This window comes from Arthrobacter alpinus (assembly GCF_900105965.1).
In the GTDB taxonomy this organism is placed as follows: domain Bacteria; phylum Actinomycetota; class Actinomycetes; order Actinomycetales; family Micrococcaceae; genus Specibacter; species Specibacter alpinus.
Genome location: NZ_FNTV01000001.1, coordinates 3,891,102 through 3,917,932, shown reverse-complemented (window position 1 = coordinate 3,917,932; position 26,831 = coordinate 3,891,102). Strand labels below are relative to the sequence as shown.

Sequence of the window (26,831 nt, the reverse complement as noted above, 5' to 3'; positions counted from 1 at the left end):
GCCGGCGGCGTTTTCCGCCGCACCCCACTCCCCCACACTACATACCCCATTGGGCTGGCACTCCACGAGGACATAGGAAAGACGCGGCCACCGGGAAGCTAAGGCTCCCAGGTGGCCGCGTCTTGGTTGGAGGCGGGATCAGGCGTTAGGGCCGGACCTTGGCACGTCTGCGGCCAATCAGGATCATGCCCAGCACCATGGCACCAACGGCGGCAAGTGAAATGCCCGCAATACCGTTGGCACCGGTGTTGCCCAGCTGTACATCCATTCCGGGGTCGGCCACCACAGGGGCGACCTTGAAGGTGTTGGTCACCTGGACATTGGCTTCCGTAGCGACTGCCACGGTCCCATCGGTGGAACCAGAGGAGGCGGTGTACGTGACTGCTGCCCCCGCCGGGACGTCACGTTCGGTGACGGCGCACGCAGCGCCGTTGGGAACACTGACGGTCCTGGACTCGCCACCCTTGAGGTTGAATGCAGCATCCCCCGGCGCCAGTGCCACAGCGCCTTGCCCGGTGGTGCACACAAGTTCAAAGGAGTACGGGCCAGCGCCACCGTTGACGACCTTCTTTGAGACCGTGAGCAGACCGGCGTCGAAAGTGTTGGCAACCGTCAGCGTCACGGTCCCCTCAGCTCCAACGACGGCGGCAGTTGCGGCATCGTTGTGGTCGATGCTGACGCTTGAGGCGCCGCCAGCTTCGGTCTCAGCCACCCAGCAACCGGCTCCCACGGGAAGCTTCTCCACGGTGATGGATTCGCCGCCCTTGATGGTGAACTCACGGCCCTTCACGACGGCGGTTGCCGCCTCCGCGCCTTGGTCCAGCTGGCAGGTCAGGGCCAGCGTAAACTCGCGCTCACCCACATACCCGGCGGCTGCGCCGTCGAGCTTCTTGGACAGTTCAAGCTGGCCGTAGTCGAAGGTGTTGGTGGCGGTGATGGCCATTTCCTGGACGACGGAGGCGTCTTCCTGGACCTCAACGATGGCGGCCGTTTCGAAGCTGTTGTGGTCAACGCTGCTGGAGGTGGCGCCGCCGGCGTTGGTCTCCTCGCCGAAGCAATGGGTGCCGACCGGCAGCTTCACCGGCTTGCCGTCCGCGCCCATCAGGGCGGCGACTGTTTCACCGCCCTTGATGTCAACACTCTGGGACAGCACTGTGGTGCGGATGGGGTTGCCCTCAGAGTCCACTGCATCGCGCTGGCAGGTCACCATGATGCTAAAGAGGGCGTTTGTGGCGTAGTCCTCGCTTGCCGCGTCGCCGTCCAGGACCTTGGCCAGGCCGATGGTGCCGGCGGAGAACGTGTTGGCGTTCTCGCCGGTGAAGCCAACCACTGCATTGTCGCTGTCGGGGACAACGACGGTGACCGGGTCAGGAGTGTAGTCGGCCCCGCCATTGTCGGTCTCGGTCACCACGCAGCTTGCCCCGGCGGGCAGGCCGGTCAATTCCTCCGAGGTGAAGGTGGTCTGGCCAACCTTGCCCTGAAGGATGGTGATGGTCTTGTCCACGACGCCGTCAACACCGTTGAAGGAGCACAGCACATTGAACGTGAACGGGCCCTGAGCCAGCTCGGGGGCGCCGGCACCAGTGGTTTCCTTGTTCACCGACAGTGAGCCCGCGCGGAAATCGTTCGTGACCTGTACGTTGACAGGGTTCCCGGACGCGGTGGTGACGGATCCTGATTCGGTGGTGCTGCCGGCCTTGGCGGGGAGATACGTGACCTCGGTTGCGCCGCCGTTGTCGGTTTCAACTACATGGCACCTGCTGCCTGGCGGAACGGCCGTGACGTAGCGGTTGTCGTTGGCTGGGACCTGAATCTTCTTGGGGCTGTAGCCATCCACCGGGCGTCCCTGGAAAGTGCAGAACAGGTCCATGGGGTAGGTGTCCTGGGCAAACTGCGCAGCAGCTCCTGTCACGATCTTCTCCAACGCCACAACGGCGTCGGGGAAATCATTGGTGATCGTGGCGGTTTCCACGCTGGGCGCCCCCAGCCCGGGCTTGATGACAAAGGTCAGGGGGTCTTCCGGGCCGTGGTCGGTGAAGCCGCCCAGGGCGTCAACTTCCCACACCTTGCAGCTTGAGTTGGCGGGAATGCCGGTGACCTTGACCTCGGCCAGAGATGTGACCTTATAGTCCTTGTCCCAAACCGTGGCCAGTACGCCGCCCACGGGCGTGATCTCACACGTCACATGGAAGGTGAACTCGGCACCTGCCACGGGGAGGTTGGACGGGTTCTGCCCGATCTTCTTTACGAGCGTCAGATCACCGTAGGCCAGGGCCACGCCCACCTTGATGGGCTCGGTAGGAGGCAAAACGTGCGGGCTGCCGTTGCGGTCGGTGGTTTCAGCGTGAGCGAAGGAGTTCCAGGCCACGGTGGGGTCGCTGACGGCTGTCACGTCCATGGGGGACTTCATCTCAAATGAGATGTCCACCAGGCCGCCGGGGCCGATCTTCGGATCGAAGGCCAGCCGGAACTGCGCTGCCGTAACGCCGGGCCCATAGGCAGCAGCCCAGTCGCCAGTGGCGCACTGTTCGCTGGTGGAGCCGGCGCCGCCCATGGCGAGGTCCTTGGAGCAGACGGCCGCCTTGTCGCTGTACAAGGTGGTCATGGTGCCGGGTCCGGTCAGCTTCGGTTCGCTGGCCAGGGTGGGGCGTTTGTCCCACTCGGTGCCGCGGTCTTGGCCGCCAACGATTCCCTTGTCCCCGGCTGACGGGAACGTGTCGATGACACGCATGTCAGTTCCCGCTTCCGTACCGGAGTTGACCAGACGCAGGATGTACTTGAAGTTGTCACCCGGGTTGACCAGGGCAACGCAAGGGTACGCGGTGTACTTCACGCCACCGGCGTCGATGGCCGGGCACGTTGCCCCGCCCACCGGCACGGCCGCCTTCGTCAGTGTGTTGTACCAGCCAAGGCTCGGCGTTCCGGCAACCCACTTGCGGGACTGGAAGAACGCGCCGGCCTTGACCGTCAGCTGGGCCGAGTCGATGCAGTAGGTGCCTTCGCCGAAGACGTTGTCAGCGTCCTCAGTGCCCTTGCACACCAGATCCGGGTTGGTCGATGTTGCCCCCATGGTGTTCTTCACTAGGTCCCCGGCATTGGAGCCCGGGGCCAGGGTGACCTGGATTTCAATGACAAACGTGGAGCCGGGTGCGAAAAGGAAGTCACTGCCGTCGGCGTTCTTGCCAAAGTCCCAGAGCAGTGCCGAGACGCGTTCGCCCGTGGTTTCTGCAATGAAGGCCGGGGTGGGCAGAACCGGGGTGCTGGCCGGGATCTGGACATTCCTGATCTTGTACGGCAGCCCGTTGTCGCCGACGAACGTCTCGTCAAAGCTGATGCCCGGCGGGAGCATGTCCTTGACGTTCAAGCCCGTGAGGTTGCCCGTTCCGGTGTTGCTGACCTTGAGGTAGAACGGCGCCTTGGCGCCTGCCGACACAACGGTGTCCGGGGTTTTGTCGACCGCGAGCTGTGAGCTGCCCTTGGTCAGGGTCAGGGTTGCCTTGACATCCTCTCCGACGGCGACGGGGCCGCCGGCGTTGATGGTTGTCCAGTATTGTCCGGAGGCAGTGTTTTCCAAAACTGCAGGCACCTTGACGGCCGGGTTGCTGCGCAGTGTCTGGCGCGGGCTGACCGTGTAGGCCACGGTGCCGATGCACTCGGTGTCCGAGTTGGCCGCCGCAGACTTGCACGGGGTAACGACGAAGCCGTTGCTGCTGTGACTGAATGTCGCCTGGAAACCGCGGACATTGGCCGGATTCACCCCGGCCGGGAGGATCCCCTTGTCCGACGGCGTGCCGACCACCCAGCCTGTTGGCGTCAGGACGTCGATCTGGACCCTGTTGGCGCCCTTGGGGAATTTCACGCTCTTGACGGCGCTGAAGTCCACTGCGTCAAAGAAGTCCGCGTCCGCGTCGGTGACGCGCAGCGTCTTGGCGCTGAGGTTTCCGGTGTTGCGGATGGACACCGACACGTCGGCGTACTGGGTGGGCAGGCCCGGAACATACTCCGGCAGGGTGCCCGGCTGGATGTTCTTGTTCAGGGCTGCTGCCGAGTCCTGCGGGCCCGTGGTGATGGCCGGCGCACAGGCCGGGTCGCCGGGCGTGAAGACGCCGCCAGAGCCGGTAGCGAAGCAGTTCAGGATCGTGACCGATTCGGCGATGCCGGGACGGCGCTCGGTGACCAGGTTCAGCGTGAACGCTGACCCTGGCGGCAGGGAGCCGGCCATGGTGGCACGTACGCCCTTGGCATCTGCCACGTTCGCGTCGCCGGCAACGTACGGCACCCAGGCGCCGTTGACGTATAGCTCGATGGCCACGTTGGGCAGGGCGGCAGCCTTGCTGATGGAGGCCGCGGTGATCTTCAGCTGTTCAAAGGGGTTGGCATAGCCGTCCATCAATGTGCCGTCCGGGTTCATGGGCGGGTCCGTGATGACAGGGTTGGCCATGGCAATGTTGCCGTTGTTCTTCACGTTCAACGTGAAGGGAATGGGCTGGCCCATCGGGACGGAGGTCTGGCCAACGTCCTTGACGCCTTGGCCGGTGGTCCGGGGAGGCTCGATCGGCAGCGACTGGCAGGCTTTGCCGGAGGCAGTGCCCTGCCCGTCCACACGGCCGTCGTCGGCCTTGACGGCTGCGCAGTTGGCGATGCCGTCGGTGACGTCGTCCGCGGTGACCTTGTCGTTGAGCTTGCCGTGCAGATCCAGACCCGCCTTGGCCCCTTCAGCGATGGAGGGGTTGCCATTGGTGTCAACACCGGAGTAGCTGACCTTGACCTGGGTGACGTCGGAGCCGGAACGGAGAATGGTCTCCACCCCGCCCTGGGCTGCAAGCTCGGCAATAGTGTACGTCTTCACGACCGGCGCGCCACTGCTGTAGCCGACGGTCAAGGTTACGCTGGTGGCACCAGCCGGAGGGCGGAAGCGGACGGTTTCCAGGTCCACTTTGTCCATCTCGCCGGGGCTTTCCGGGTCGGGCTCAATAATGACGATTTCCTTCACAGGGAAGGGCGAACCGTTCGTCGCGTCCACGGTGGCGGTGACGCCGGAGGGCTGGCCCTGCACGGCGTGCTCGTTGTTCTGCTTGCTCCAGTCACCGTTTTCATCGGCAAAAAATTTCTTGCTGCCCGTGATGATGACTGTGTCGGGCAGGACCTGGTACGGGGCGCAGACGGCAGTTCCGGAGACTGCCGTGCCGCCAGTTTCGGCGGCCGAGGGCGTTGCGCAGTTGTTGACGGTGAGTTTTGTAGCTGGGGCCAGCGGTGCACCGGTGGAACGCAGGGTGTCACGCAGTTCCATTCCGAGCTTTACGGTGCCACCGGTGGCGTCGTACGGCAGTTTTGCGCCGGCCGTGTTGGTGAAGGTGACTTCGGTGCCGATCACGTCGGTGGGGTTGATTCCTGCCGGCAGGGCAAACGTCCCGGCGGCGGTGAGGCTTCCGCCGTCGACCCAGCCAGCGGTGGTCTTCACGCGCAGGGTGGCAGTGTCGGCGCCCTTGGGGAAGGACTCAACTGCCGCGGAGGTGAAGTTGAAGTTCTCGAAGGTGGCAGCGGCGTCGTCAGTCACGCTCAGTGAGGTGACATTGGCCGAAGACGTGGATTCGTTGCGCACACCGAGGGTGATGGTGCTGGCCTCGCCGGTGCCGGCCACTGCCGAGCCGTCGCTCCAGGACTTGGTGGCGACAGGTGTGATGACCTTGGGCACGGAGACGATGATGTCGCTGGTGCTCTGCACATCAGGGAAGTTGTCACCCGAGCCCACGGCGGTGTTGCTGACGGTGTCGCCGTCGAGCAGTTCGCTGTCAAGGGGCAGCCGCATGCCAAGCTCAAAGCTGACGGGCGATCCTGCCGGCAGGCCCACGGTCCCTGCGGGGTGCTGCAGTGGGAGCTTGAACTCAACCGTCAGCAAGCCGCTCACGACGTCATAGCTGACGATCTGGGTGTCGGTGCTCTGCGGCAGGCTCGTCATTTCCAGGCCCGGGGGCAGCTGGTCAGTCACGGTGTAGTTGACACATTCGGCCGTGATGCCGGCGCACGTCACCAAGATCTCGTATTTGAATTCCTGGCCCGGGACCAGCGGCTTGCCGCTCAGGTCATTGCTCTTGCTGATGGTGCCGACACTTGCCGGCAACTCTGCTGCCTGCGCGGGCAACGCCGTCCCCATGCCCAAGAGTACGAGGCTTGCTGCCATCAGCATTCTTGTGGCCGTGGCTAATTTACTTCTACCCCTGCGTCGCATTGGTCCCCATCTATTCAGTGCGATTATTTGTCTCTTCAAGCAACAATTGCCGGCGGCCTTGGCAGCCGTCGGCAATTTGGGCACAGAGTCCCCGTGACCTAAGTAAGTTTGTGTGTTGTATTCAGGCTAGTAAGCCCAAAGCGAATCGTGACGCGAAAACACGAATTCGCAGGTCTTGGTGCACAAAAACGCTTGTGTGCACGTCCGAAAGGGCAGCAGCGCTAGTCTGCGGTTCTTCTCGTGCCGTGGGTCTTGTGCCGGGCACGGTATTCGGAGGGGGTGGTCCCTGTCCGGTCCTTGAAGGACCGCCCAAAGCTCTCCGCGCTGGTGAAGCCGACCGATTTTCCGATCCGAGACAGTGTTGGCCCGAAATCTTGGCGGCGCAGCAGGATCTCTGCCTCATCAAGCCGCTTGGAGCGCAGCAGCGCGCCCACGGACGTCTCGCGACCCTCATACACCTTGTACAGATACCTGCGGCTGACACCCAGCTCAGCAGCAATGGAGGCAACGTTGTATGACGGATTGGCGTAATTGTTGGCAATTGCTGACGCCACGCGCCGGCGTACTTCCTCGGCTGCAGCGTCGTGGCTGCCCAGGGACTGCAAATACTGCGCGATGAGGCCAACCAGGAGTTCAAGCAGTGCTTGTTCAACATGGATAGCGTGTTGTTCGCGTTGATCCTCCGGCAATTCGAGAGTTCTGTCCACAAGAGCCCGGATCCCCTCCAAAAGCGGTCCGCCATGCCACGCCGCGGCAGCCAGGACATCCGCGCCGATGCCGCGCTCCTCAAGATATCCAACTGGCACAAAGAGCAGGGTTGCGTCGGTTCCGTCCATCGCACTTGACCAGAACGTTTCTTTCGGCAGCAGCGTCACGATGGATCCCTGCGAGGCAGTTGTCATCCTGCCGCGCTGCTCGCAGGTCAGTCCGCCCTCATGGACAAGGACCATGAGGAGAAAGCGATCGTGGCCGTCCCGGAGATGCTCTGCATCCCGGTACATCATGATGGCGTCTCCTTGTGCACGAGAGAGCAGGAGCCGCCGAGAATGCCATGTCTGTACCGTTGCGTGGAACCCGGCCTTCTTATGTGGGACCAGCCGCCAGGGGCGTGAATAGTTCTCCAAAGATTCGTGTCCACGCAACGTAACTTTGTCGTGGCTCCGCCCAGGGATCACCAACATATCCGGCTCAATCATGACTACTCCTCAGTTCCCCAAAACCGTGACCACGTGGCCATGAGTTGCAATAAGGCAACTCGGCACGTCATAGATACAATAACCGGCTAAATTCAGGGGACACAAAAAAGCCCCCTCCCGCATAGTGCGGGAGGGGGCTTACTCTGTAGCGGCACCGAGACTCGATCTCGGGACCTCACGATTATGAGTCGTGCGCTCTAACCAACTGAGCTATGCCGCCCCAAATGAGTTCGGCCCGTGCCGCCCCGGTCAAAACCGTCTTGACACGAGCCTTCTCATTCGCGAGCCCCCCACCGGAATCGATCCGGTGACCTCGTTCTTACCAAGAACGCGCTCTACCACTGAGCTAGGGGGGCAACGAGAGAATACTTTACCAGCGCTTTTGCTGGATGTGAAATCGGCGCTCTCCGTAGTACCCGTAATTGGCCCAAGAGGCAGCGTTTCACTCGTAATGGCAAGGTGAAAACTAGCAAAGAAGCCCTGGAAATCAAGGGTTTATGACCCCAAAGCGACTCCTTCATGAGTTGCGTCACATACCAAATTAGGCCAAGAATTTGGCAATAAAAAATGCCGGCCACCCTTGCAGGTGGCCGGCATTTTTAGCGCCTTGGGGCGTGGTGTTTACCACTTGCCCTTGCTGTTGAAGCTCTGTCCGCCTTCGTGGCGGGGACGGCGGTCGCCGGCACCATGGCCGGTGTGGCCCTGGCCGCGATCGCTGCTGAAGCCGCGGTCTGCACCGCGGTCACGGTCACCGCCGCGGAAGCCACCGGTGCGGTCGCCGTCGAACTTCTTCTTGAAGCCGCCCTGACCGCGGTCATTGCGCTCGCCACCGCCCTGGTAGGGGGCGCTGCCGCCGGAGGGGCGGCGTCCCTTGTCCAGCTCCAGGTTGATGAGCTCACCGCTGATGCGAGTGCGGCTCAGCGCCTTCCACTGGTCCTTGCTCAGATCGGCAGGCAGTTCCACCAAGGTGTGATCGGAGCGGATGTCGATGCCGCCGATCTGCGAGGAGGACAGGCCGCCTTCGTTGGCAATGGCGCCAACAATGGAGCCGGGCATGACGCGCTGGCGACGGCCTACCGAGATGCGGTAGGTGGCGTTGCCCTCGGTCAGGGTGCGGGTCGGGCCACGTGAGCCGAAGCCGTCCTTGGAGCGTTCCTTCTTCTGGTATTCCGGAGCTGCCGGCAGGTCATTGACGAGCAACGGCTGGCCGCCCTGGGCCATTACGGCCAAGGCTGCAGCAATCTCCGAGGCGGGCACGTCGTGCTCCTGCTCGTAGGAAGAAATCAGGTCGCGGAACTTGGCAACGTCCTTGCTGGCCAGGGTTTCGGTGATCTTCTCAGCGAACTTGCCCAAGCGAAGGGAGTTGATGGTTTCAGCGGACGGCAGGTGCATCTGCTCCACCGGCTGGCGCGTGGCCTTCTCGATGGCGCGCAGCAAGTACTTCTCGCGAGGAGTCATGAACAAGATGGCGTCACCTGAACGGCCTGCACGCCCCGTACGGCCAATGCGGTGCACGTAGGACTCGGTGTCATGCGGGATGTCGTAGTTGATGACGTGCGTGATGCGCTCAACGTCAAGGCCACGGGCCGCAACGTCGGTAGCAACCAGGATGTCGATCTTGCCGTCGCGCAATGCCTCAACGGTGCGCTCGCGCTGCTGCTGCGGGATGTCGCCGTTGATGGCGGCAGCCTGGAAGCCGCGTGACTTCAGCTTGTCGGCGAGGTCTTCGGTGGCCATCTTGGTGCGAACGAACGCGATGACGCCCTCGAACTGCTCAACCTCAAGCACGCGGGTCAGTGCGTCGAGCTTGTGCGGGCCCATGACCTGCAAGTAACGCTGACGGGTGTTGGCGCCGGTGGTGGTCTTCGACTTGACCGTGACCTCGGCCGGGTTGTTCAGGTACTGCTTGGAGATGCGGCGGATCTGGCCCGGCATCGTGGCGGAGAACAGGGCAACCTGCTTCTCCTTCGGGGTCTCAGCCAAGATCTTCTCTACGTCTTCGGCGAAGCCCATGCGCAGCATCTCATCGGCCTCATCCAAGACCAGGTACTGGAGGTTGGAGAGGTCCAAGGAGCCCTTGGAGAGGTGGTCGATAACGCGGCCGGGGGTACCGACAACAACCTGTGCACCGCGGCGCAGGCCAGCAAGCTGCGGGCCGTAGGCAGAGCCACCGTAAACGGGGAGCACGGAGAAGTTGTCCATGTACTTGGCGTAGGAGGTGAACGCTTCAGCAACCTGAAGGGCCAGCTCGCGAGTCGGAGCAAGAACCAGGATCTGGGTGTCCTTGGTGGGACCGTTGAGGTCCATCAGCTCAGCCATGCGGGACAGGGCGGGAACGGCGAATGCTGCCGTCTTACCGGTTCCGGTCTGCGCCAGGCCAACAACGTCGCGGCCTTCGAGCAGCAGCGGGATGGTTGCTGCCTGGATGGGTGAGGGCTTCTCGTAGCCGACGTCGTTCAGGGCGGACAGCACGCGGCCGTCAATACCCAAGTCAGCGAAAGTAGTTTCGATTTCTTCCTCGGTCTCCGGGGAAGTTTCTGTCAAGTTTTCGGGCATGGTCAAAATGTCCTCATTCATAGGGCCAAGCGGCGAGGAACGCCGCATTGCAGAAATCCAGCCGCTACTCGGCATCCCGGGCAGGATCTCGCGCCATCTTTACGACCGTTGCTACGGCCGCCAGCATTGCAATAAAACCAATGCTGCATGGCGTTTCTTTGCCGGCAATCCCCTATGAACGCTACTTGCCCGCACATTAACGTTGCGGGCCCCAAACACTTCAGGCTCCTGCCTCAAAAATTGGGCAGAAAATAAAAGGAGATACCGGAGTGGGGGATATTTAAATTGTAGGGCATACCTTACCGCTGCGGTATAGAGAAAGTCGATGCCGGCCCGTGAGGTTCGGCACACCCTTGCCTAGATGGCGTTCGCGAGGATCTTGCGGAAGTACGGCCAGTAGTGATTTCCCAGCGCGAGCGCGCCGGAATCATGCAGGGCTTGAAGCGTATGAACGTCTTCTACTGTGGGGTCGCCGAAGAACTTGCCCACCGTTATTCCGTGCTCCGGCACGTGTTCAACGACGACGGCGTCACCGGCTTGGGCCTTGCCCGTCTCCAACACCCGCAGGTAGGTGCCCACGCGCCCGGCCTGGGTGAACCTCTTGACCCACTGGGGCTCGTCCATCCGCTCACCAAAGGTTGCACAAGGAACACGTGGGGAGGTCACCTCCAGCAGGGCCTTGCCGATCCGCCACCTCGTGCCGATCACAGCCTCGGTTGTGGCCACGCCGTGAGTACGCAGATTCTCGCCGAACAATCCGGGCGGAATGGGGCGTCCCAGCTCGGCATTCCAGTAGTCGGCATCTTCCTGAGAATAGGCATAGACGGCTTGATCCGGCCCGCCGTGGTGTTCCGAGTCTGCCTGCACGTCCCCAAACACACCGAACCGGCGCAGGTTGACTGGTCCGTCAACGGCGCGTTTGTCGATGGCCGTGACACCAAAACCGGTTTTTGTGGTGATCAGTTGGTGGACCCGGCAAATTGCCAGTACGGAAGCGCTCGGCGGGAGCAAGGAAGTCATGGTTTAACCCTAATCCAGAGGTGCCGGGCCCACCCATGTCGGGGACCTACACGTCGTATTTCTTAAGCGTCAACCAGTTCAACGGCCCCGGAGACATCGGACTCGCTGGCCCAGCGCGGCAGGAACGTTGCCGCGATCGAGGCCAAGACCATGCCGCCGGCCATGATCCACATGGTGAAGGTGAAGCCATCAATGAACACGGCCGACTGGCTGGTGCCTGTGCTGGACTCCAGCGAGTTGAAGTAGATGGTGCCGATGATGGCAACACCCAAGGCTCCGGCGAGCTGGCTGGTGGTGTTGAACAGGCCAGAGGCGCTGCCGGCGAATTTGGTGGGGACTTCAGAAAGGACAAAGATTCCCACGGGTGCCACGACCATGCCGAAGCCGGCGCCGCTCAGGGCCAACCCGGCCAGCAGGTGCCACGGGGTGACGGTTCCGCCCACGGACTGAACCGTCAGGATCAGGACCACAAAGCCTGCGGCGATGACCAACGGGCCCAGCTGCAGCACCACACGGCCAATCTTCTTGGCGAGGATCGCGGCCGAAATGCCGGCGAGCACCGGCACCATGATGGAGAACGGGATCATGGTCAGGCCGGCCTTCAGAATGGGGTATTCAAGGCCGATCTGCAGGAACAGTGTCTGGATCAGGAAGAAGCCGTTCATGGGGATGAAGAACAGGAACATCATGACAATGCCGGCGGCAAACGGCCGGCTCTTGAAGAGCGACACAGCCACCAATGGTTCTCCACCGCGCTTTTCCTCCCTGTGCTGCAGCAGCACAAAACCGGTCAACACCAGCAGGCCGAACACCATGGAGAGGTAGGTCCACAGCGGCCAGCCTTCCTCGCGTCCCATCGTGAGCGGGTACAGGATGGCCATCATGCCCACGGCAAGAATGACGACGCCGGACAGGTCAAGCTTGTGCCGCACCGGCGCCTTGGATTCGGGAACAAATTTGATGGCGCAGATGACGGCGAAGATACCAACGGGGATGTTGACGAAGAAGATGGTGCGCCAGCCCCAACCGAAGATGTCCGCGTTGGTCAGCACGGCGCCCAGGATGGGTCCGGACACGGCAGCAACACCAGCCAATGCGGAGAACCCGGCCATGGCGCCAGCGCGTTCGGACGGCTTGTACATGACCTGAAGGCTGGAAAGAACCTGGGGAATCATGGCCGCAGAGGCAAAACCCTGCAGGGCGCGGGAGGCAATTAGCATCTCCGGGTTCATCGCGGCACCGCACAGCACGGAGGCCACGGTGAAGGCCACCAGGCCGATGATGAAGACCTTTTTGCGACCGAATATATCGCCCAGCCGGGATCCTGTGATGAGGCCGATGGCCAGTGCCAGCGTGTAGGAGGCAACCATCCACTGCAATTCGGCATTCTGGGCACCCAGTGCACGTTCAATATCGGGCAGGGCCACGTTGACAATTGTGGCGTCCAAGAGCTCCATGAAGGAGGCTAGGAACAGTGAAATCAAGGCAATGGAGCGTGCCCGCCCAATGGGTGGTGCTGAGGTCTTCATGAATTCCTTGCAAGAGGTGTCTGAAAAGGGCAGCCACCCTGGACTGACAAGCCGGTGGCGCCCTGCAATTCTGCCACCTTATTTACGAAGCTGCGTACGGGCTACGGCGCGAACCGGTACCCCATACCGGCTTCCGTGAGCAGGTGCACCGGTGCGGCGGGATCGCTCTCCAATTTCCTGCGCAGCTGAGCCATGTACACGCGCAGATAATGGGTTTCCTTGGCATACGCGGGCCCCCATACATCGGTCAGGATTTGCTGCTGGCTCACGAGCCGGCCCGGATTGCGCACCAACAGCTCCAGAACGCTCCATTCGGTGGGCGTCATCCGCACCGGTTGGTCGTGGCGGAACACCTGCTTATTGGCCAGGTCCACCGTGAATTCGGCCGTTTCCACGCACGGCTCGGCCACCTGCGGTCCGGAGCGTCGCGTTGCCGCCCGGAGCCTGGCCAGCAGCTCATCCAGCCCAAACGGCTTGGTCACGTAGTCGTCGGCTCCGGCATCGAGCGCCTCAACTTTGTCATGCGAACCGTGCCGGGCCGAGAGCACAATGATGGGCACCTCGCTCCAGCCGCGCAACCCGGCTATCACGTCCATTCCGTCCATGTCGGGCAGCCCAAGGTCAAGTACGACGACGTCGATCACGTGAGCCTGTGCGGCGGCCAGCGCCGTGGTTCCGTTGTGCGCCGCAACCACCGTGTAGCCGTGCGCGTGCAGGTTGATCTGCAGGGCACGCAGGATCTGAGGTTCGTCATCAACCACTAAAACTGTTGTCATGGCAGGGTCCTTACAATTCCGGTGGACAGCGGTATGCGAATGATCATGGTCAACCCACCGCCGGGTGTTTGAGCAGCCTCGAGCATCCCGCCCATAATCTCGGTGAATCCCTTGGCAACAGCCAGCCCCAGTCCCACGCCGGTGCCGCCGCGCGGGCCGTAAGAGACGTCGTCGAGCCTTTGAAAAGGCCTGAACATGGCCATGACCTCGGCCGCGGGGACGCCCTTGCCATGATCCACCACGCGCAATTCGCTGGCGGGGCGGCCGTTGATGGTGGCACTGCCGCTTCCGCCGATGGAACCGACCACCAGGATTTCCGAGTCCGGGGCATACTTCACGGCGTTTTCCACGATGTTGGCGATAACCCGCTCGAGCAGTCCGGGATCGGCCTCAATGGGCGGCATGTTCGGGGGCAGCTCGCGGCGCACGCGGCCGGCGGGGACCCCGTGCAAGGCAGCCGGCAACACCTCTTGCCAGCTCACTGGCCCCACAACGGGGCTCACCATCTGGGCGCTGAGGCGGGACATGTCCAACAAGTTGCCCACCAGGGCGTCCATCCTGTCCGAGTAGTGCTCAATGGTGCCCAGCAGCTCGGCTTCGTCCTCGGGGCTGAAGGTTACCTCGCTCTGGCGCAGGCTGCTGACGGCTAGCTTGATCCCTGCCAACGGTGTGCGCAGGTCATGGGAGACGGCCCGCAGAACTGAGGTTCTAATGTTGTTGTCCTGGCTCAATTGCACGTTCTCGCGCTGGGTCTCGCTCAATGCCTCGCGCTGTTCCAAGGCCAGCAGGTGCGCACCAAAGGCACTGAGCAGGCGCCTGTCGCTCGACGGCAAAATCCGTCCTGCCAGGCCAAGCATCCAATGCTCGGAAACTTCCTCAAGGGTGTCCGCCTGTTCAGGGTTCTGCGGCGGATCATCCCCTACAGAGGCTTCCAGGCTCCAGCCATTGCCGTCCCGCGCACTGCGGAAAAGCACTACCGAGCGCATGGCGAAATGGTCCCGAACCTGTTCCAGGAGCACCTGCACGGTGTCCTGCGAGGCCAGGATGCCGCGGGCCAGCTCACTCAGTGTGGCTGCCTCCGCGCCGGCCCGCAGGGCTTCCCGCGAACGGCGGGCAGATTTGTCCACTGCCAGTGCAACCGCAACAGCGACGAGCAAAAACACCAGCAGCGTCAGAAGATTTTCGGGATCGTTGATGTGGAGAGTGCCCAACGGTGGTGCCGAATAAAAGTTCAGTATCAAGATTCCCCATACGGCAGCCAACACCGCAGGCCAGAGGCCCCCCACCAAGGCAACAGCGATGGTTGCCGCCAGTTGGACCACCATGATGGTTTGCAGGCTCAACGGACCCGTGCACAGCTGGACCAGGACGGGCAGAGTCACAGCAAGGACGAATCCAACAACTACGCGAGTTCTGTTCAGCTCACTGCGGTTGCGCACGGCACGCCCGGAGCCACTCAGGGGGTGCGGCACCATGTGCACGTCCATGTCACCGGCGTCGCGCACAACCCTGGCACCAACACCCGGGCCAAACAGGAAGCCAAGGCGGGGCTTGCGCCGCGATGAACCAATCACGATTTGGGTCGCTCCGGCATTCTTGGCAAAATCCAGCAGCGCCTGCGCCGGGTCCGCCCCGCCTACAAAGTGGTAGGTGCCGCCCAAATCGGTGACGAGTTGCCGCTGCCCTTCAAGGGCCGACGGCGCGTCCCCGGCGACGCCGTCGGATCTGGGCACGTGCACGGCGAGCAACTCCCCGCCGCTGACCCGGCTAAGGATGCGGGCCGCACGGCGCAACAGCACCTCGCCCTCCGGCCCACCCGGCAGCCCCACTACGACCCTTTCGCGAGTTGGCCAGCTGGTGGCGATGCCGTGGCTTTCCCTATAAGCGGCCACGCCCTCTTCCACCCTGTCGGCCAGCCACAACAAGGCCAGTTCGCGCAGTGCCGTGAGGTTTCCCAACCTGAAATAGTTGGCCAGCGCGGCGTCGACCTTGTCGGCCGCATAGACATGGCCTGTGCTGAGCCGTTGACGCAGCAGTTCAGGCGGGATGTCCACGAGTTCTATCTGGTCTGCCCGGCGAACAATGTCATCGGGCACCGTCTCCTGCTGGCGAACACCGGTAATGGTCTCCACCACGTCCCCCAGCGAGGCCAGGTGCTGGACGTTGACAGTGGAATACACATCGATGCCAGCGGCCAGGAGCTCCTCCACGTCCTGCCAACGCTTGGCGTTGCCGGCCCCGGGAATGTTGGAGTGGGCGTACTCATCCACCAGGGCCAGAGCCGGTTTACGCGCTAGCAGGGCCGCAACGTCCAATTCTTCAAAATCGCTGCCCCGGTAGTTGACGGTCCTGACGGCTATGGACTCCAGGCCGTCTAGTTGCGCGCGGGTTTGTTCCCGCCCGTGGTCAAGAACAATTCCCGCCACCACATCAACACCGGCCGCGGCTTGGGCATGACCTTCCTCCAGCATGGAGTAGGTCTTGCCTACACCGGGGGCTGCACCGAGAAAGATTCGCAATATGCCGCGCGTCATAGTTTATTCTCGCAGGCCTGTTGGGGTTTTCTGCACAGCTTTAAGGGCAGCATTCAAGGTGGTGGTGTTGACCGAGGGCTGCCCCAGAAAGGCGTTCACCCCGGCGCTCGTGTTTTGCTCCACCAGGTCCTTCACGGCCGCCTCGCTGAGCCCGTTGGCGGCCGCCACCCGTGACACTTGCAGGGCTGCGTAGGCCGGGGAAATATCCGGGTCCAGCCCTGAGCCGCTGGCTGTGACGGCGTCGATCGGAACCTCCGCCGGCGATACCTTCTCCCGTGCAGCCACCTCTCCCCTGTTGGTGGCGATGGCCTCCACCAACGCCGCCTGATTGGGCCCAAGGTTTGTGGCCGACGACGTCGCCGGGTCCCAGCCCACAGCCGAGGGCCGCGGGAAGAAGTACGCCGTGCCGGTGACCGGCTGGGCCAGCAGTGACGAACCGACTGCCTTGCCGCCGTTGCTGATGATGGAGCCGTTGGCCTGGGCGGGGGCGATGAGCTGCCCGGCCCCGAAGACCAGCACGGGGTACGCCAGGCCCAGCAGCAGGGTGGCGCACAGCAGGAACCGCAGGGCCGTGAGTAGTTGGCGTCCGTAGGCGTTCATATTAGTGACCAATCGTGGGGATGAGGGAGACCAGCAGGTCTATGAGCTTGATGCCGATGAACGGGGCGATGACGCCGCCCAGGCCAAAGATGAGCAGGTTCCGGGACAGCGCCTTGGCCGCCGAGACGGCCCGGTACTTCACGCCACGCAGCGCCAGCGGCACCAGCGCAACAATGACCAGGGCGTTGAAGATGACGGCCGACAGGATGGCACTCTCGGGGGACGACAGCCCCATGATGTTCAGCAGCCCCAGCCCGGGGAACGTCGCCGCAAACAGGGCCGGCACAATGGCAAAGTACTTGGCCACGTCGTTCGCCACCGAAAAAGTGGTCAGCGAACCGCGCGTGATCAGCAACTGCTTGCCAATGCCCACAATGTCAATGAGCTTGGTGGGGTCCGAATCCAAATCCACCATGTTGGCAGCTTCCTTGGCCGCACTGGTGCCCGAATTCATGGCCACACCCACATCCGCCGCAGCCAGCGCCGGGGCGTCATTGGTGCCGTCCCCCGTCATGGCCACCAATCTCCCCGCCTCCTGTTCGGCCTTGATGACAGCCAATTTGTCCTCCGGGGTGGCCTCGGCAACAAAGTCATCCACCCCGGCCTCGGCGGCAATCGCGGCGGCCGTGATCTTGTTGTCGCCGGTGATCATGATGGTCTTGATTCCCATGGCCCGCAGCTCGGCGAACCGTTCCTTCATGCCTGGTTTGACCACGTCGGCCAGGTGAATGACGCCAAGAATCTGCGCGCGCTCGCCGCTATGCGTGGCCACGAGCAGCGGGGTGCCGCCAGTCCCGGAAATCTTCAGGACCGCATCTTGAAGTTCCTGCGGCAGGCTCCCGCCGCGTTCCTTGGCATAGTGTTCGACGGCGGACGCCGCCCCCTTGCGCACCTTCAGGTTTGTTGGGCCCGGGTTGGCAGGATGCCCCACGGGCAGGTTGAGCCCGCTCATGCGGGTGACGGCGCTGAACTCAATGACCTCGACGTCCGGGGTGAGCGTTGCCGTTGGGTCCTGCGGCGTTCCGTCCTTCTGGGCCAGTTCCACAATGGAGCGGCCCTCGGGTGTTTCGTCTGCCAGCGAGGACAAGCGTGCCGAATCGACAAGCAGCTGCTGGTTCACGCCGTCGGCCGCTATGAAAGCAACGGCGCGGCGGTTGCCGTAGGTGATGGTGCCCGTCTTGTCGAGCAGGAGGGTGGTGATGTCGCCGGCGGTTTCCACGGCCCGGCCGGAGGTGGCCAGGACGTTGCGCTGGATGAGCCTGTCCATGCCGGCGATGCCGATGGCAGGAACCAGGGCGCCGATGGTGGTGGGGATCAGGCAGACCAGCAGCGCCACCAACACCACGGGGGTGGGCAGTGCGTTGGCGAAGTTGGCCATGGGGGCCAGCGTCATGACGGCGACCACGAACACGATTGTCAGCGAGGCCAGCAGCACGTTCAACGCGATTTCATTGGGCGTCTTCTGCCGGGTGGCACCTTCCACCAGGGAGATCATCCTGTCCAGGAACGTCTTGCCGCTGGCTGCCGTGATGCGGATGACGATCCTGTCCGAGAGCACCATGGTGCCGCCCGTGACGGAGCTTCTGTCGCCACCGGATTCGCGGATGACGGGTGCCGATTCTCCGGTAATGGCGGATTCGTCCACGCTGGCCAGGCCCTCGATGACGTCGCCGTCGCTGGGGATGAGGTCCCCTGCCTCGCAGATGACAATGTCACCCACCTTGAGGTCGGTGCCGGGGACCCTTTCCTCTTCATAGCCGTCGTCGTTGACGTCTTGGCCTGCGCCTGACGCACCGGCTGGCACCAAGGCGCGGGTCCGGCGTCGTGCCATAACGGAGGTCCTGGCGGCACGGAGACTGTCAGCTTGGGCCTTGCCACGGCCCTCGGCGATGGCCTCGGACAAGTTGCCAAACAGCACCGTCAACCAAAGCCACACCGTGACGATGATGGAAAATACTGCCGAATCGGAGGCAATGGCCAGCTGCTGAATACTCACGGCGGTGCAGACAACGGAGCCGATCAGCACTGTGAACATGACTGGCGAATGGATCATCTGGCGGGGATTGAGCTTGCGGAAGGCCAGGGGAAGCGCCGCAAGTGTGTTGTTGAGGTTCATTTGAGCAGTCCTTCAGCAGCCGGGCCCAGGGCGAGCGCGGGGAAGTAGGTGAGTGCGGTCAGGATCAGGGAGATGCCGCCCAAGAGCACGGCGAAGAGCGGTCCGTGCGTGGCGAGTGTTCCCGTGGTTGCGGGGATTTTGCGTTGCTTCGCCAGGGAGCCTGCGAGCGCCAATACCAGCGCGATGGGCAGGAAACGGCCGATGAACATGGCCAGCGCCAACAGGGTGGCCAGTCCGGGACCGGAGCTGGTGATGCCACCAAAGGCCGAGCCGTTGTTGTTCGCGGCTGACGTGAAGGCGTAAAGGATTTCACTGAAACCGTGCGGGCCCCCGGCGGGTGCAGCCGCTGCGAGCGCCGGCGTTGCGACGGTGATGCCTGTGCCCAGCAGCGCCAAGGTGGGCGTGACCAGAATGTACAGGGCCACGAGCTTCATCTGGGGTGCGCCAATCTTCTTGCCCAGGAACTCTGGGGTGCGTCCCACCATGAGTCCGCCAATGAACACGGCCACCACAGCCAGGATCAGCATCCCGTAGAGGCCCGAGCCCACTCCCCCTGGAGCAATCTCACCCAGCATCATGTTCAGCATGGCGAGCCCGCCGGCCAGGGGTGGCAGGGAATCGTGGGCCACGTTGACGGCCCCGGTTGAGGTCAGGGTGGTTGCTGTGGCGAACAGGGCGCTGGGGGCAATCCCGAGGCGCTGCTCGAACCCTTCTCCCACGCTGGTGCCGCTGCCGGTGAAGGCGGCAATGGCCCATGCCATCAATGTGGTGGACGCCAGCCAGAATGCCAACATCACGGTGAGTACCGTGTAGCCCTGGCGTTTGTCGCCCACCATGCGTCCGTACATGGCTGGCAGGGAGAACGGGATGAGAAGGATCAGGAACACCTCAAACAGGCTGCTGAATGCGGTGGGGTTTTCGAACGGGTGGGCGGAGTTGGCATTGAAGTAGCCGCCGCCGTTGGTGCCCAGGAGCTTGATGGCCTCCTGAGAGGCCACCGGTCCGCCGGGGACTGTTTGCTGGGCACCGGTGACCAGGGTGTGGATGTTGGTGCCGCCCCAGTTCTGGATGACGCCGGTGACAATCAGGACCACGGCGCCAATAACGGCCATGGGCAGCAGGACGCGCAGGGTGCCGCGAGTCAGGTCGACCCAGAAATTGCCTAAGTTGTTGGTTTGGGCCCTGGTGAGTCCGCGAATCAGGGCCACCACAACTGCGAGCCCCACGGCCGCGCTGAGGAAGTTCTGCACAGCGAGCAGCATCATCTGGATGCCGAAGCCCAGGGTTGTCTCCGGGACGTAGGTTTGCCAGTTGGTGTTGGTGACAAAGGAGACTGCCGTGTTCATGGCAACCCACGGGTCAACGGCCCCCAGCCCCTGGTTGAAGGGCAGGATTCCTTGCAGCAGCTGGGCCAGGAACAGCACCACGATGGAGACGATGCTAAATGCCAGCAGCGAGCGCAGGTATACCTTCCAGTGCTGGTCTGCCTTGGCGTCAATGCCTGAGAGCTTGTACAGCCCGCGTTCCACTGCCAAGTGCTTGTGGCTGGTGAACGTTGCGGCGAGATATTTGCCCAGGGGCTGGTGCAGGGCAGCCAGCACCACGATCAATACGGCCAGCTGGGTGGCCAACGAGAAAACGTTGAGGTCCATGGTGCCCGGTCACCACTTCTCGGGGCGGATGAGGGCAGCCAGCAGGTAGACCAGCAAGGCCAGCCCCACCAGCCCCAAAATTAACCACGTCGCTAAAACCACAGCAATCCTACTTTCCCAATGTGCGTTGATGTCTTGACTCAATCGCACACCCGGGGCGTGGGTTTGGAGCTTGTTTTTACGGGTTCCTTACGCGGGACCGGTCAATCTTGACGGCTTCCTGACACGCCGCCTCTACTTGTTCCCGTTGCTAGGGGTGATACATAAGGCGGCATGAATCGAAACTGCAGCCGATGCGGTGATGCGGCAACGGCGCTAGGCCGAGAAACCGCCGTCGGCCTTGATCAGCTGGCCGCTGACCCAGCGCCCACCCGGGGACAGGAGGAAAGCAACGGTGGGGGCAACATCGGCCGGGGTACCCAGCCGTCCGCCCGGTTGCAATGCCGTCATGGCGGTTCGCGTCCCCTCATCCATCCAGCCGGTATCCACCGGGCCCGGGTTGAGCACATTGGCGCTGATGCCCTGCCCGCCGAGTTCGCGCGCGGCGGCAATCACGATCCTGTCCAGCGCACCCTTGGAGGCACCGTACGGAAGGTTGAAAGCTGTGTGGTCACTTGTCAGCGCAACCAAGGCTCCGCCGTCGTCCGTTGCCTGCCGGGCAAAAGCAGCAATCAGCTGCCAGTTGGCGCGGGTATTGACGGCGAAGTGGCGCTCGAAACTCTCCAGCGAGGTGTCCAGAACCCCCGAATCGATCGATTCGCAATGTGACATCACCATGCCCGTCAGCGGCCCGGCTTTCGTGGCGATCTGTTCCATGAGACGTTCGACGGCGGACGGGTCGCCCAGGTCTGCCGGCAGGGCCCACACCCGCGCACCGGCTGCCTCAAGCTCGGCCGTGAGCGTGTCGATGTCCTCCGGCTGAACGCCCCAGGGCATGCGTTCGTCATAGGCCTGCCAATAATTCAGGACAAGGTTCCAGCCGTCAGCGGCGAGCGTGCGGGCAACGGCTGCGCCAATACCCACCGTGCGGCCAACGCCCGTGATCAGGGCAGTCTTTGTATACATCGCCCCAGCCTAAGCGTGCAGGTGAACCATTCTGCGCAAAACTCATGGCGAGTCCAGCGCATCTTGACCACGGGCGCAAAACTCACCGCGGGTTCATCGCATACAGAAAGTGGACCGCCCCCTATGCGCATAACTCACGCCGAGTTCAGCGCATATAAGAAAGTGGGGCACCGTTTGGCATGCCTCCCGCAGTGGCCCCGTGCAGGAGTAAACGTTGTAGCTTGGAATAGTTCACCATTGGCAAACGAAAGGCCGTCATGACACCCTCAGCACCCACCCCGAAGCCCGGCGGAACGTCAGAGGGCGCCTTTGTGCCAGGTCGGGTCACCCGCCGGGCGGCCGCGCCAGCAGGAAAACCAGGTGGTCTCCTCGTGGCCAAATCCGCCACTGCCAAGCCCGGTAAAAAGTCCGGCAAGGCTGTGCCGGTGAAGCCTGCGGCCAATACGGCCTCGATCAGCGCGGCCATTCGTGAGGCTGCCGCCGTCGCCAAGAGGCGCGTTTTGGCCATCACCAACGCCCATGTGGTGCCGGTGGAAGGTGAACCCTTTGACGGCACCGTGCTGGTTGAAGGCGGCAAGATTCTTGGTCTTGGCGCATCCATTCAGATCCCTGACGGTGCAGATGTTCTTGATGCGAAAGGCCAGTGGCTGCTGCCCGGCTTTATCGACGCCCATGTCCACCTGGGCATGCACCCCGAGGGAGAGGTGGGATCCACGAGTGACGTCAACGAAATGACCGATCCCGTCATGGCTGCGGTGCGCGCCATTGACGCCGTCGACCCTTTTGACCCGGGCTTCAATGATGCCCTGGCTGGCGGTATCACAGTGGTCAATGTGAACCCGGGTTCCGGAAACCCCATCGGAGGGCAGGCCGTGGCCATGCACACGCACGGGCGCTACATCGACGAGATGGTGCTGCGCTCGCCCAGCGGCGTGAAATCCGCGCTGGGTGAGAATCCCAAGAATGTTTATGGCGAGAAAAAGAAAACGCCCTCCACCCGGCTGGGCACGGCGCTTATTATTCGTCAGGCCTTCATGGCTGCACAGAACTGGATGGCGCTGCCCGAACCGCGGCCGCGCGATGCCCAGATGGAGGCGCTGGCCATGGTGCTGCGTCGGGAGATCCCGTGGCGCCAGCACTGCCACCGGGCCGACGACATCGCCACGGCCATGCGTCTGGCCGACGAATTCGGCTACGAACTGGTCATTGATCACGGCACGGAGGCCCACATTCTCGGCGATGTGCTGGCCAAACGCGGCACGCCGGTGCTGATTGGCCCGCTATTCACCACCAAGTCGAAGCCGGAACTGCGTGGCCGTTCCATTGCCAACCCGGGCAAATTGGCGGCCGCCGGAGTGGAGATTTCCATAATCACCGACCACCCGGTTGTGCCCATCAACTTCCTGGTCCACCAGGCAACCTTTGCTGTGAAGGAAGGCCTGGACAAGGACGTGGCCTTGCGCGCCATCACCATCAACCCGGCCAAGGTACTGGGCTTGGCTGATCGAATCGGTTCGCTCAAGGTAGGCAAGGACGCCGATCTGGTGCTGTGGAGCGGGGATCCCCTGGACGTCATGCAGAGCGCGCTGACGGTGTTCATCGGCGGCAAGCAGGTTTACACGTACGACGCCGACACCCGGGTAGGTGCCGCGGCTTCCCGCGTCTAACCTCAACGCCGCGTCTTTTAACGTCCATTAACGCCAAACGCTCCAGCAGTCAGTGCTGGAGCGTTTGCGTTTTACGGCCGTTAAGTGATGTCGCGTTTGGTGGTGGGCGTGGTAGGCCCACGCGCCCGAGGGGCCCCGGCCGAGCTTGCGAGATGAAAGTCGGCGTGGTGGGCCCACGCGCCCGAGGGGCCCCGGCCGAGGAACGAGGTGGGGGAGGGCGTGGGGACTAGGCCGGGAGCTGGAGTACTGAGCCCGTGAAGATCAGGTCCTGGTGGATTACCGTGTCAGCGTTGGCCAGGTAGAGGGCTTCCCAGCCACCCTGGATGCCCAGCTTGTCGGCGATGATGCTTAGGGTATCGCCGGATTCGATGGTGTACGTTTCACCGCTCAGGGCTACCTCAACTGCGGCAGGCGCCTGCTCAACAGGGGCTTCAACAACGGGGGCTTGTTCAACGGGTGCCTCCACTACCGGGGCCTGCTCAACAGGTACTACGTCGCTGGACTGTGCGGCCACGGGAGCAGGAGCGGCTTCGGCAGGAACGGCAGCCGGTGAATAAGCCTGTCCACCGCCGCCACTCAACCCAAGCTCGGCGGCACAGGAAGGCCATGCTCCCCATCCCTGACCGGCCTGTACGTTCTCAGCCACGGCAATCTGCTGTTCGCGTGTTGCGCTTTCAGGTGCCCCGGTTCCGCCATAGGCAGCCCAGGTACTCGGCGTGAATTGGAGTCCGCCTGAGAAACCATTGCCGGTATTGGTGGCCCAGTTGCCACCGCTTTCGCACTGTGCCAGCGCGTCCCACGTACCGCCGTCGGCTGCGTTGGCGCCGGTTCCAGCTACCGCCAGCCCGCCTCCGGCGATGGCGCCGATAGCCAGGACACGGCCAATGTTGCGTGTGATTTTAGAGGTCTTCATCGATGCGTTCTCCCTAAGGCCACCTGCGCTCCATCCGTCCCCGGACATCTGCGCGCCACCGTCCAACCTATAGATATGGAGGTTGTTTCCGTGGCCTTCCGCGTGACGGTGTGCGGTGTGGGAAGGCCCGGGCAATCGTGGGCGAAAGAGTACCGCCCGCCCCGCAGGGCATGACTAACCCTAAAACGATACCGAATCGATACGCAAATCAGCTAACTGTTACCTAATTGTCATAGTTTTTATCAGGTGCATGGTGTAGGAAGCATGCAAATAGTCCTGGAAACCAGAACGCTCTCGCAGTGTGAACTGCGAGAGCGTTCTTGAAAAGTGCCCCGTATCTGATGGAGCGTTGGGTTTGGCTGGGTGGGGCGGGCGGTTAGCCCAGGGTGTTGAGCGCCTGGTCCAGATCCGCAATGAGGTCAGCGATGTCCTCAATGCCCACGGACAACCGGATGAGGTTTTCCGGCACGGCCAGCTCGGTGCCCTTGACGGAGGCGTGTGTCATCTCAGACGGGTAGTTCATGAGTGATTCAATGCCGCCCAACGACTCGGCCAACGTGAATAGGTGGGTGGACTCGGCTACCTTGCGCGCAGCAGCCTCGCCACCCTTGAACTGCACCGAGATCATGCCGCCGAAACCACGCATCTGCTTGGCGGCCAGTTCGTGCCCGGGGTGGTCGGGCAGGCCCGGGTACAAGACCTTCTCAACCTCGGGCCGGGTCAGCAGCCACTCGGCGATCTGCTGCGCGTTGCTGCAGTGCCGGTCCATGCGCACGCCCAGGGTCTTGAGCCCGCGCGTGGTCAGCCAGGCTTCCATGGGGGCTGAAACGGCACCCACGGCGAACTGGACGAAGCCGATCTTCTCGGCAGCCTCGGCGTCGGACAAAATGATGGCGCCGCCGGAGGCATCGGAGTGACCGCCAATGTACTTGGTGGTGGAATGGACCACCACGTCGGCGCCCAGGGCCAGGGGGTTCTGCAGGTACGGCGAAGCGAAGGTGTTGTCCACAACCAAGAGCGCACCGGCCGCATGCGCCACCTCGGCCAGCGCGGCAATGTCGGTAATCTTCATCATGGGGTTCGACGGCGTCTCCACCCACACCATCTTCGTCTTGCCTTCCGGCCCGCCCGCAGCAACAGCGGCGGCCAGCGCGTCGGCGTCGTTCATGTCAACGGCAGCGTTGCTGATGCCCCAGACCGAGAGGACCCTGTTGATGAGCCGGTACGTGCCGCCGTAGACGTCGTTGCCCATGATGATGTGATCGCCAGGGAGCAGCAGTGCACGGATCAGGGCGTCCTCGGCAGCCAGGCCTGAGGCGAAGCTGAACGCGAATTCGCCGCCTTCAAGTGCCGCGAGCTGAGCCTGGAGGCCGTCGCGGGTGGGGTTGGTGCCGCGGCCGTATTCGTAGCCGTTGCGCAGCTTGCCAATCCCGTCCTGGGCGAACGTTGTGGTTTGGTACAGCGGCGGGATCACGGAGCCGGTGGTGGGATCGGGGGTTTGTCCGGCGTGGACGGCCCGGGTGTTGAAGCCTTCAGTCATGGTTTTGTTCCTTCGTCTGGAAACGGTCAGTCGTTGAGGTAGGTCAGCAGGTCGTGGCGCGTCAGGACGCCAACGGGCGCCCCCACAAACGTCACCATGAGCGCGTCCACGTCCTGCAATTTGGTGCGCGCGGCGGAGATCGGTTCCAGCGAACCGATGATGGGCAGCAGCGGCTGCATGTGTTCGGTGATCTTGTCCGTCAGCTTGGCCTCGTGGCGGAACAACTTGCCCGTCAGGGTGCGTTCATCGACCGAGCCAATGACCTCACCCATCACCACAGGCGGCTCGGCGGAAAGCACGGGAATTTGGGAGACACCGTACTCGGCCATCAGGTTGATGACGTCGCGCACGGTCTCGTTCGGGTGGATGTGCACCAAATCCGGCAGCCGCCCGGTCTTGGCCTTGAGTACGTCGCCGATTGCGGGCTCGTCGGTGACCTTCAGGAAACCGTACGACTGCATCCACTTGTCATCAAAGATCTTGGCCAGGTAGCCACGCCCGCTGTCAGGCAGAAGAACGACGACGACGGCTTCCGGCCCGAGATCCTTGGCGGCTTCCAGTGCGGCCACCACGGCCATGCCGGAGGAACCTCCCACAAGCAGGCCCTCCTCGCGGGCCAGGCGGCGGGTCATGGCGAAGCTGTCATTGTCCGTGACGGCGATGATCTGGTGCGGAACGTTTTTATCGTAGGACGGGGGCCAGATGTCCTCGCCCACGCCTTCCACCAGGTACGGACGGCCGGTGCCGCCGGAGTAAACGGAGCCTTCCGGGTCGGCACCGATGATCTGGACCTCGCCGCCGTCGGCCTCGGGACGGTCAGCGGAGACCTCACGCAGGAAGCGACCCGTGCCGGAAATGGTGCCGCCGGTGCCCACACCAGCAACAAAGTGGGTGACCTTGCCTTCGGTATCGCGCCAAATCTCGGGCCCGGTCGATTCGTAGTGGCTCAGCGGCCCGTTTTGGTTGGAGAACTGATCGGGCTTGTAGGCGCCGGGAATTTCCTTGACGAGCCGGTCGGAGACACCGTAATAGGACTGCGGGCTGTCCGCGGCGACCGCAGTGGGGGTCACCACCACCTCGGCACCGTAGGCCTGCAGGACGGCGCGCTTGTCTTCACCCACCTTGTCCGGGACCACAAAAACACACTTGTAGCCGCGAGCCTGGGCCACCATGGCCATGGCGACGCCGGTGTTGCCGCTGGTGGGTTCCACCACCGTACCGCCGGGCTTGATTTTGCCTTCCTTGGCAGCCTCATCCAGCATCTTCACGGCAATGCGGTCCTTGGCGGAACCACCCGGATTCATGTATTCAAGTTTCACCAGCACGGTGGCCTGGATTCCCTCGGTCACCTTGTTCAATTTCACCAAGGGAGTGTTGCCAATGAGGTCCAGGACGGAGTTCGCATACTTCATATACTCAAACGTACTGCCCCGGCCGG

16 protein-coding genes and 2 tRNA genes are annotated in these 26,831 nt (G+C 62.9%); 1 reads left to right on the top strand and 17 read right to left on the bottom strand.

Going from position 1 to position 26,831, the window contains the following annotated elements; translation table 11 throughout:
* Positions 1-145: 145 nt before the first annotated feature.
* The 14 genes from BLV41_RS17920 to BLV41_RS17855 all read right to left on the bottom strand — a co-directional run bounded on the left by BLV41_RS17920 (position 146) and on the right by BLV41_RS17855 (position 21,273).
* Positions 146-6,181: a DUF5979 domain-containing protein gene (locus BLV41_RS17920; protein WP_074712814.1), complete on the bottom strand. Its 6,036-nt coding sequence runs from the start codon at positions 6,179-6,181 to the stop codon at positions 146-148.
* Between the two features lie 269 nt (positions 6,182-6,450).
* On the bottom strand, positions 6,451-7,425 hold the full coding sequence (locus BLV41_RS17915; RefSeq protein ID WP_074712813.1) for a helix-turn-helix domain-containing protein: 975 nt from the start codon (positions 7,423-7,425) through the stop codon (positions 6,451-6,453).
* A 146-nt stretch (positions 7,426-7,571) separates the two neighbouring features.
* A tRNA-Met gene (locus BLV41_RS17910) sits at positions 7,572-7,645 on the bottom strand.
* Positions 7,646-7,709: 64 nt separating this feature from the next.
* Positions 7,710-7,781, bottom strand: a tRNA-Thr gene (locus BLV41_RS17905).
* Between the two features lie 265 nt (positions 7,782-8,046).
* On the bottom strand, positions 8,047-9,981 hold the full coding sequence (locus tag BLV41_RS17900; RefSeq protein WP_170835496.1) for a DEAD/DEAH box helicase: 1,935 nt from the start codon (positions 9,979-9,981) through the stop codon (positions 8,047-8,049).
* 357 nt (positions 9,982-10,338) lie between these two features.
* Positions 10,339-11,001, bottom strand: coding sequence for an MOSC domain-containing protein (locus BLV41_RS17895; RefSeq protein WP_074712812.1), 663 nt, complete (start codon positions 10,999-11,001; stop codon positions 10,339-10,341).
* A 62-nt stretch (positions 11,002-11,063) separates the two neighbouring features.
* Positions 11,064-12,530 (bottom strand): MFS transporter, encoded by a 1,467-nt coding sequence (locus BLV41_RS17890; RefSeq protein ID WP_074712811.1) that lies wholly within the window; start codon positions 12,528-12,530, stop codon positions 11,064-11,066.
* Between the two features lie 101 nt (positions 12,531-12,631).
* On the bottom strand, positions 12,632-13,306 hold the full coding sequence (locus tag BLV41_RS17885; protein ID WP_044576256.1) for a response regulator: 675 nt from the start codon (positions 13,304-13,306) through the stop codon (positions 12,632-12,634).
* Positions 13,303-15,840, bottom strand: a complete 2,538-nt coding sequence (locus tag BLV41_RS17880; protein ID WP_074712810.1) for a DUF4118 domain-containing protein — start codon at positions 15,838-15,840, stop codon at positions 13,303-13,305. The genes BLV41_RS17885 and BLV41_RS17880 overlap by 4 nt, the downstream gene beginning before the upstream one ends.
* A 3-nt stretch (positions 15,841-15,843) precedes the next feature.
* On the bottom strand, positions 15,844-16,440 hold the full coding sequence (kdpC, locus tag BLV41_RS17875; protein WP_074712809.1) for a potassium-transporting ATPase subunit KdpC: 597 nt from the start codon (positions 16,438-16,440) through the stop codon (positions 15,844-15,846).
* A gap of 1 nt (position 16,441) precedes the next feature.
* Entirely contained in the window at positions 16,442-18,556 is a 2,115-nt protein-coding gene (kdpB, locus tag BLV41_RS17870; RefSeq protein ID WP_083360858.1) for a potassium-transporting ATPase subunit KdpB, read from the bottom strand.
* Positions 18,553-20,208 carry a potassium-transporting ATPase subunit KdpA gene (kdpA, locus tag BLV41_RS17865; RefSeq protein ID WP_074712808.1) on the bottom strand — a complete coding sequence of 552 codons (1,656 nt, stop codon included), beginning with the start codon at positions 20,206-20,208 and terminating at the stop codon, positions 18,553-18,555. Before kdpA ends, kdpB begins: the two co-directional genes overlap by 4 nt.
* 9 nt (positions 20,209-20,217) lie before the next feature.
* On the bottom strand, positions 20,218-20,310 hold the full coding sequence (gene kdpF, locus BLV41_RS17860) for a K(+)-transporting ATPase subunit F (RefSeq protein ID WP_239437152.1): 93 nt from the start codon (positions 20,308-20,310) through the stop codon (positions 20,218-20,220).
* Between the two features lie 213 nt (positions 20,311-20,523).
* Positions 20,524-21,273 (bottom strand): SDR family oxidoreductase, encoded by a 750-nt coding sequence (locus tag BLV41_RS17855; protein WP_074712806.1) that lies wholly within the window; start codon positions 21,271-21,273, stop codon positions 20,524-20,526.
* Between the two features lie 257 nt (positions 21,274-21,530).
* On the opposite strand from BLV41_RS17855, the gene BLV41_RS17850 reads away from it, so the two are divergent.
* Positions 21,531-22,940 carry an amidohydrolase gene (locus tag BLV41_RS17850; protein ID WP_083360856.1) on the top strand — a complete coding sequence of 470 codons (1,410 nt, stop codon included), beginning with the start codon at positions 21,531-21,533 and terminating at the stop codon, positions 22,938-22,940.
* A 226-nt stretch (positions 22,941-23,166) separates the two neighbouring features.
* On the opposite strand, the gene BLV41_RS17845 is transcribed toward BLV41_RS17850, so the two are convergent.
* The 3 genes from BLV41_RS17845 to BLV41_RS17835 all read right to left on the bottom strand — a co-directional run bounded on the left by BLV41_RS17845 (position 23,167) and on the right by BLV41_RS17835 (position 26,805).
* Complete coding sequence (locus tag BLV41_RS17845) at positions 23,167-23,853, bottom strand: LysM peptidoglycan-binding domain-containing protein (protein WP_074712805.1); 687 nt, start codon at positions 23,851-23,853, stop codon at positions 23,167-23,169.
* Positions 23,854-24,229: 376 nt separating this feature from the next.
* Positions 24,230-25,423, bottom strand: coding sequence for a cystathionine gamma-synthase (locus BLV41_RS17840; RefSeq protein WP_280138648.1), 1,194 nt, complete (start codon positions 25,421-25,423; stop codon positions 24,230-24,232).
* Entirely contained in the window at positions 25,420-26,805 is a 1,386-nt protein-coding gene (locus tag BLV41_RS17835; protein WP_074712803.1) for a cystathionine beta-synthase, read from the bottom strand. Before BLV41_RS17835 ends, BLV41_RS17840 begins: the two co-directional genes overlap by 4 nt.
* Between the last annotated feature and the right edge of the window lie 26 nt (positions 26,806-26,831).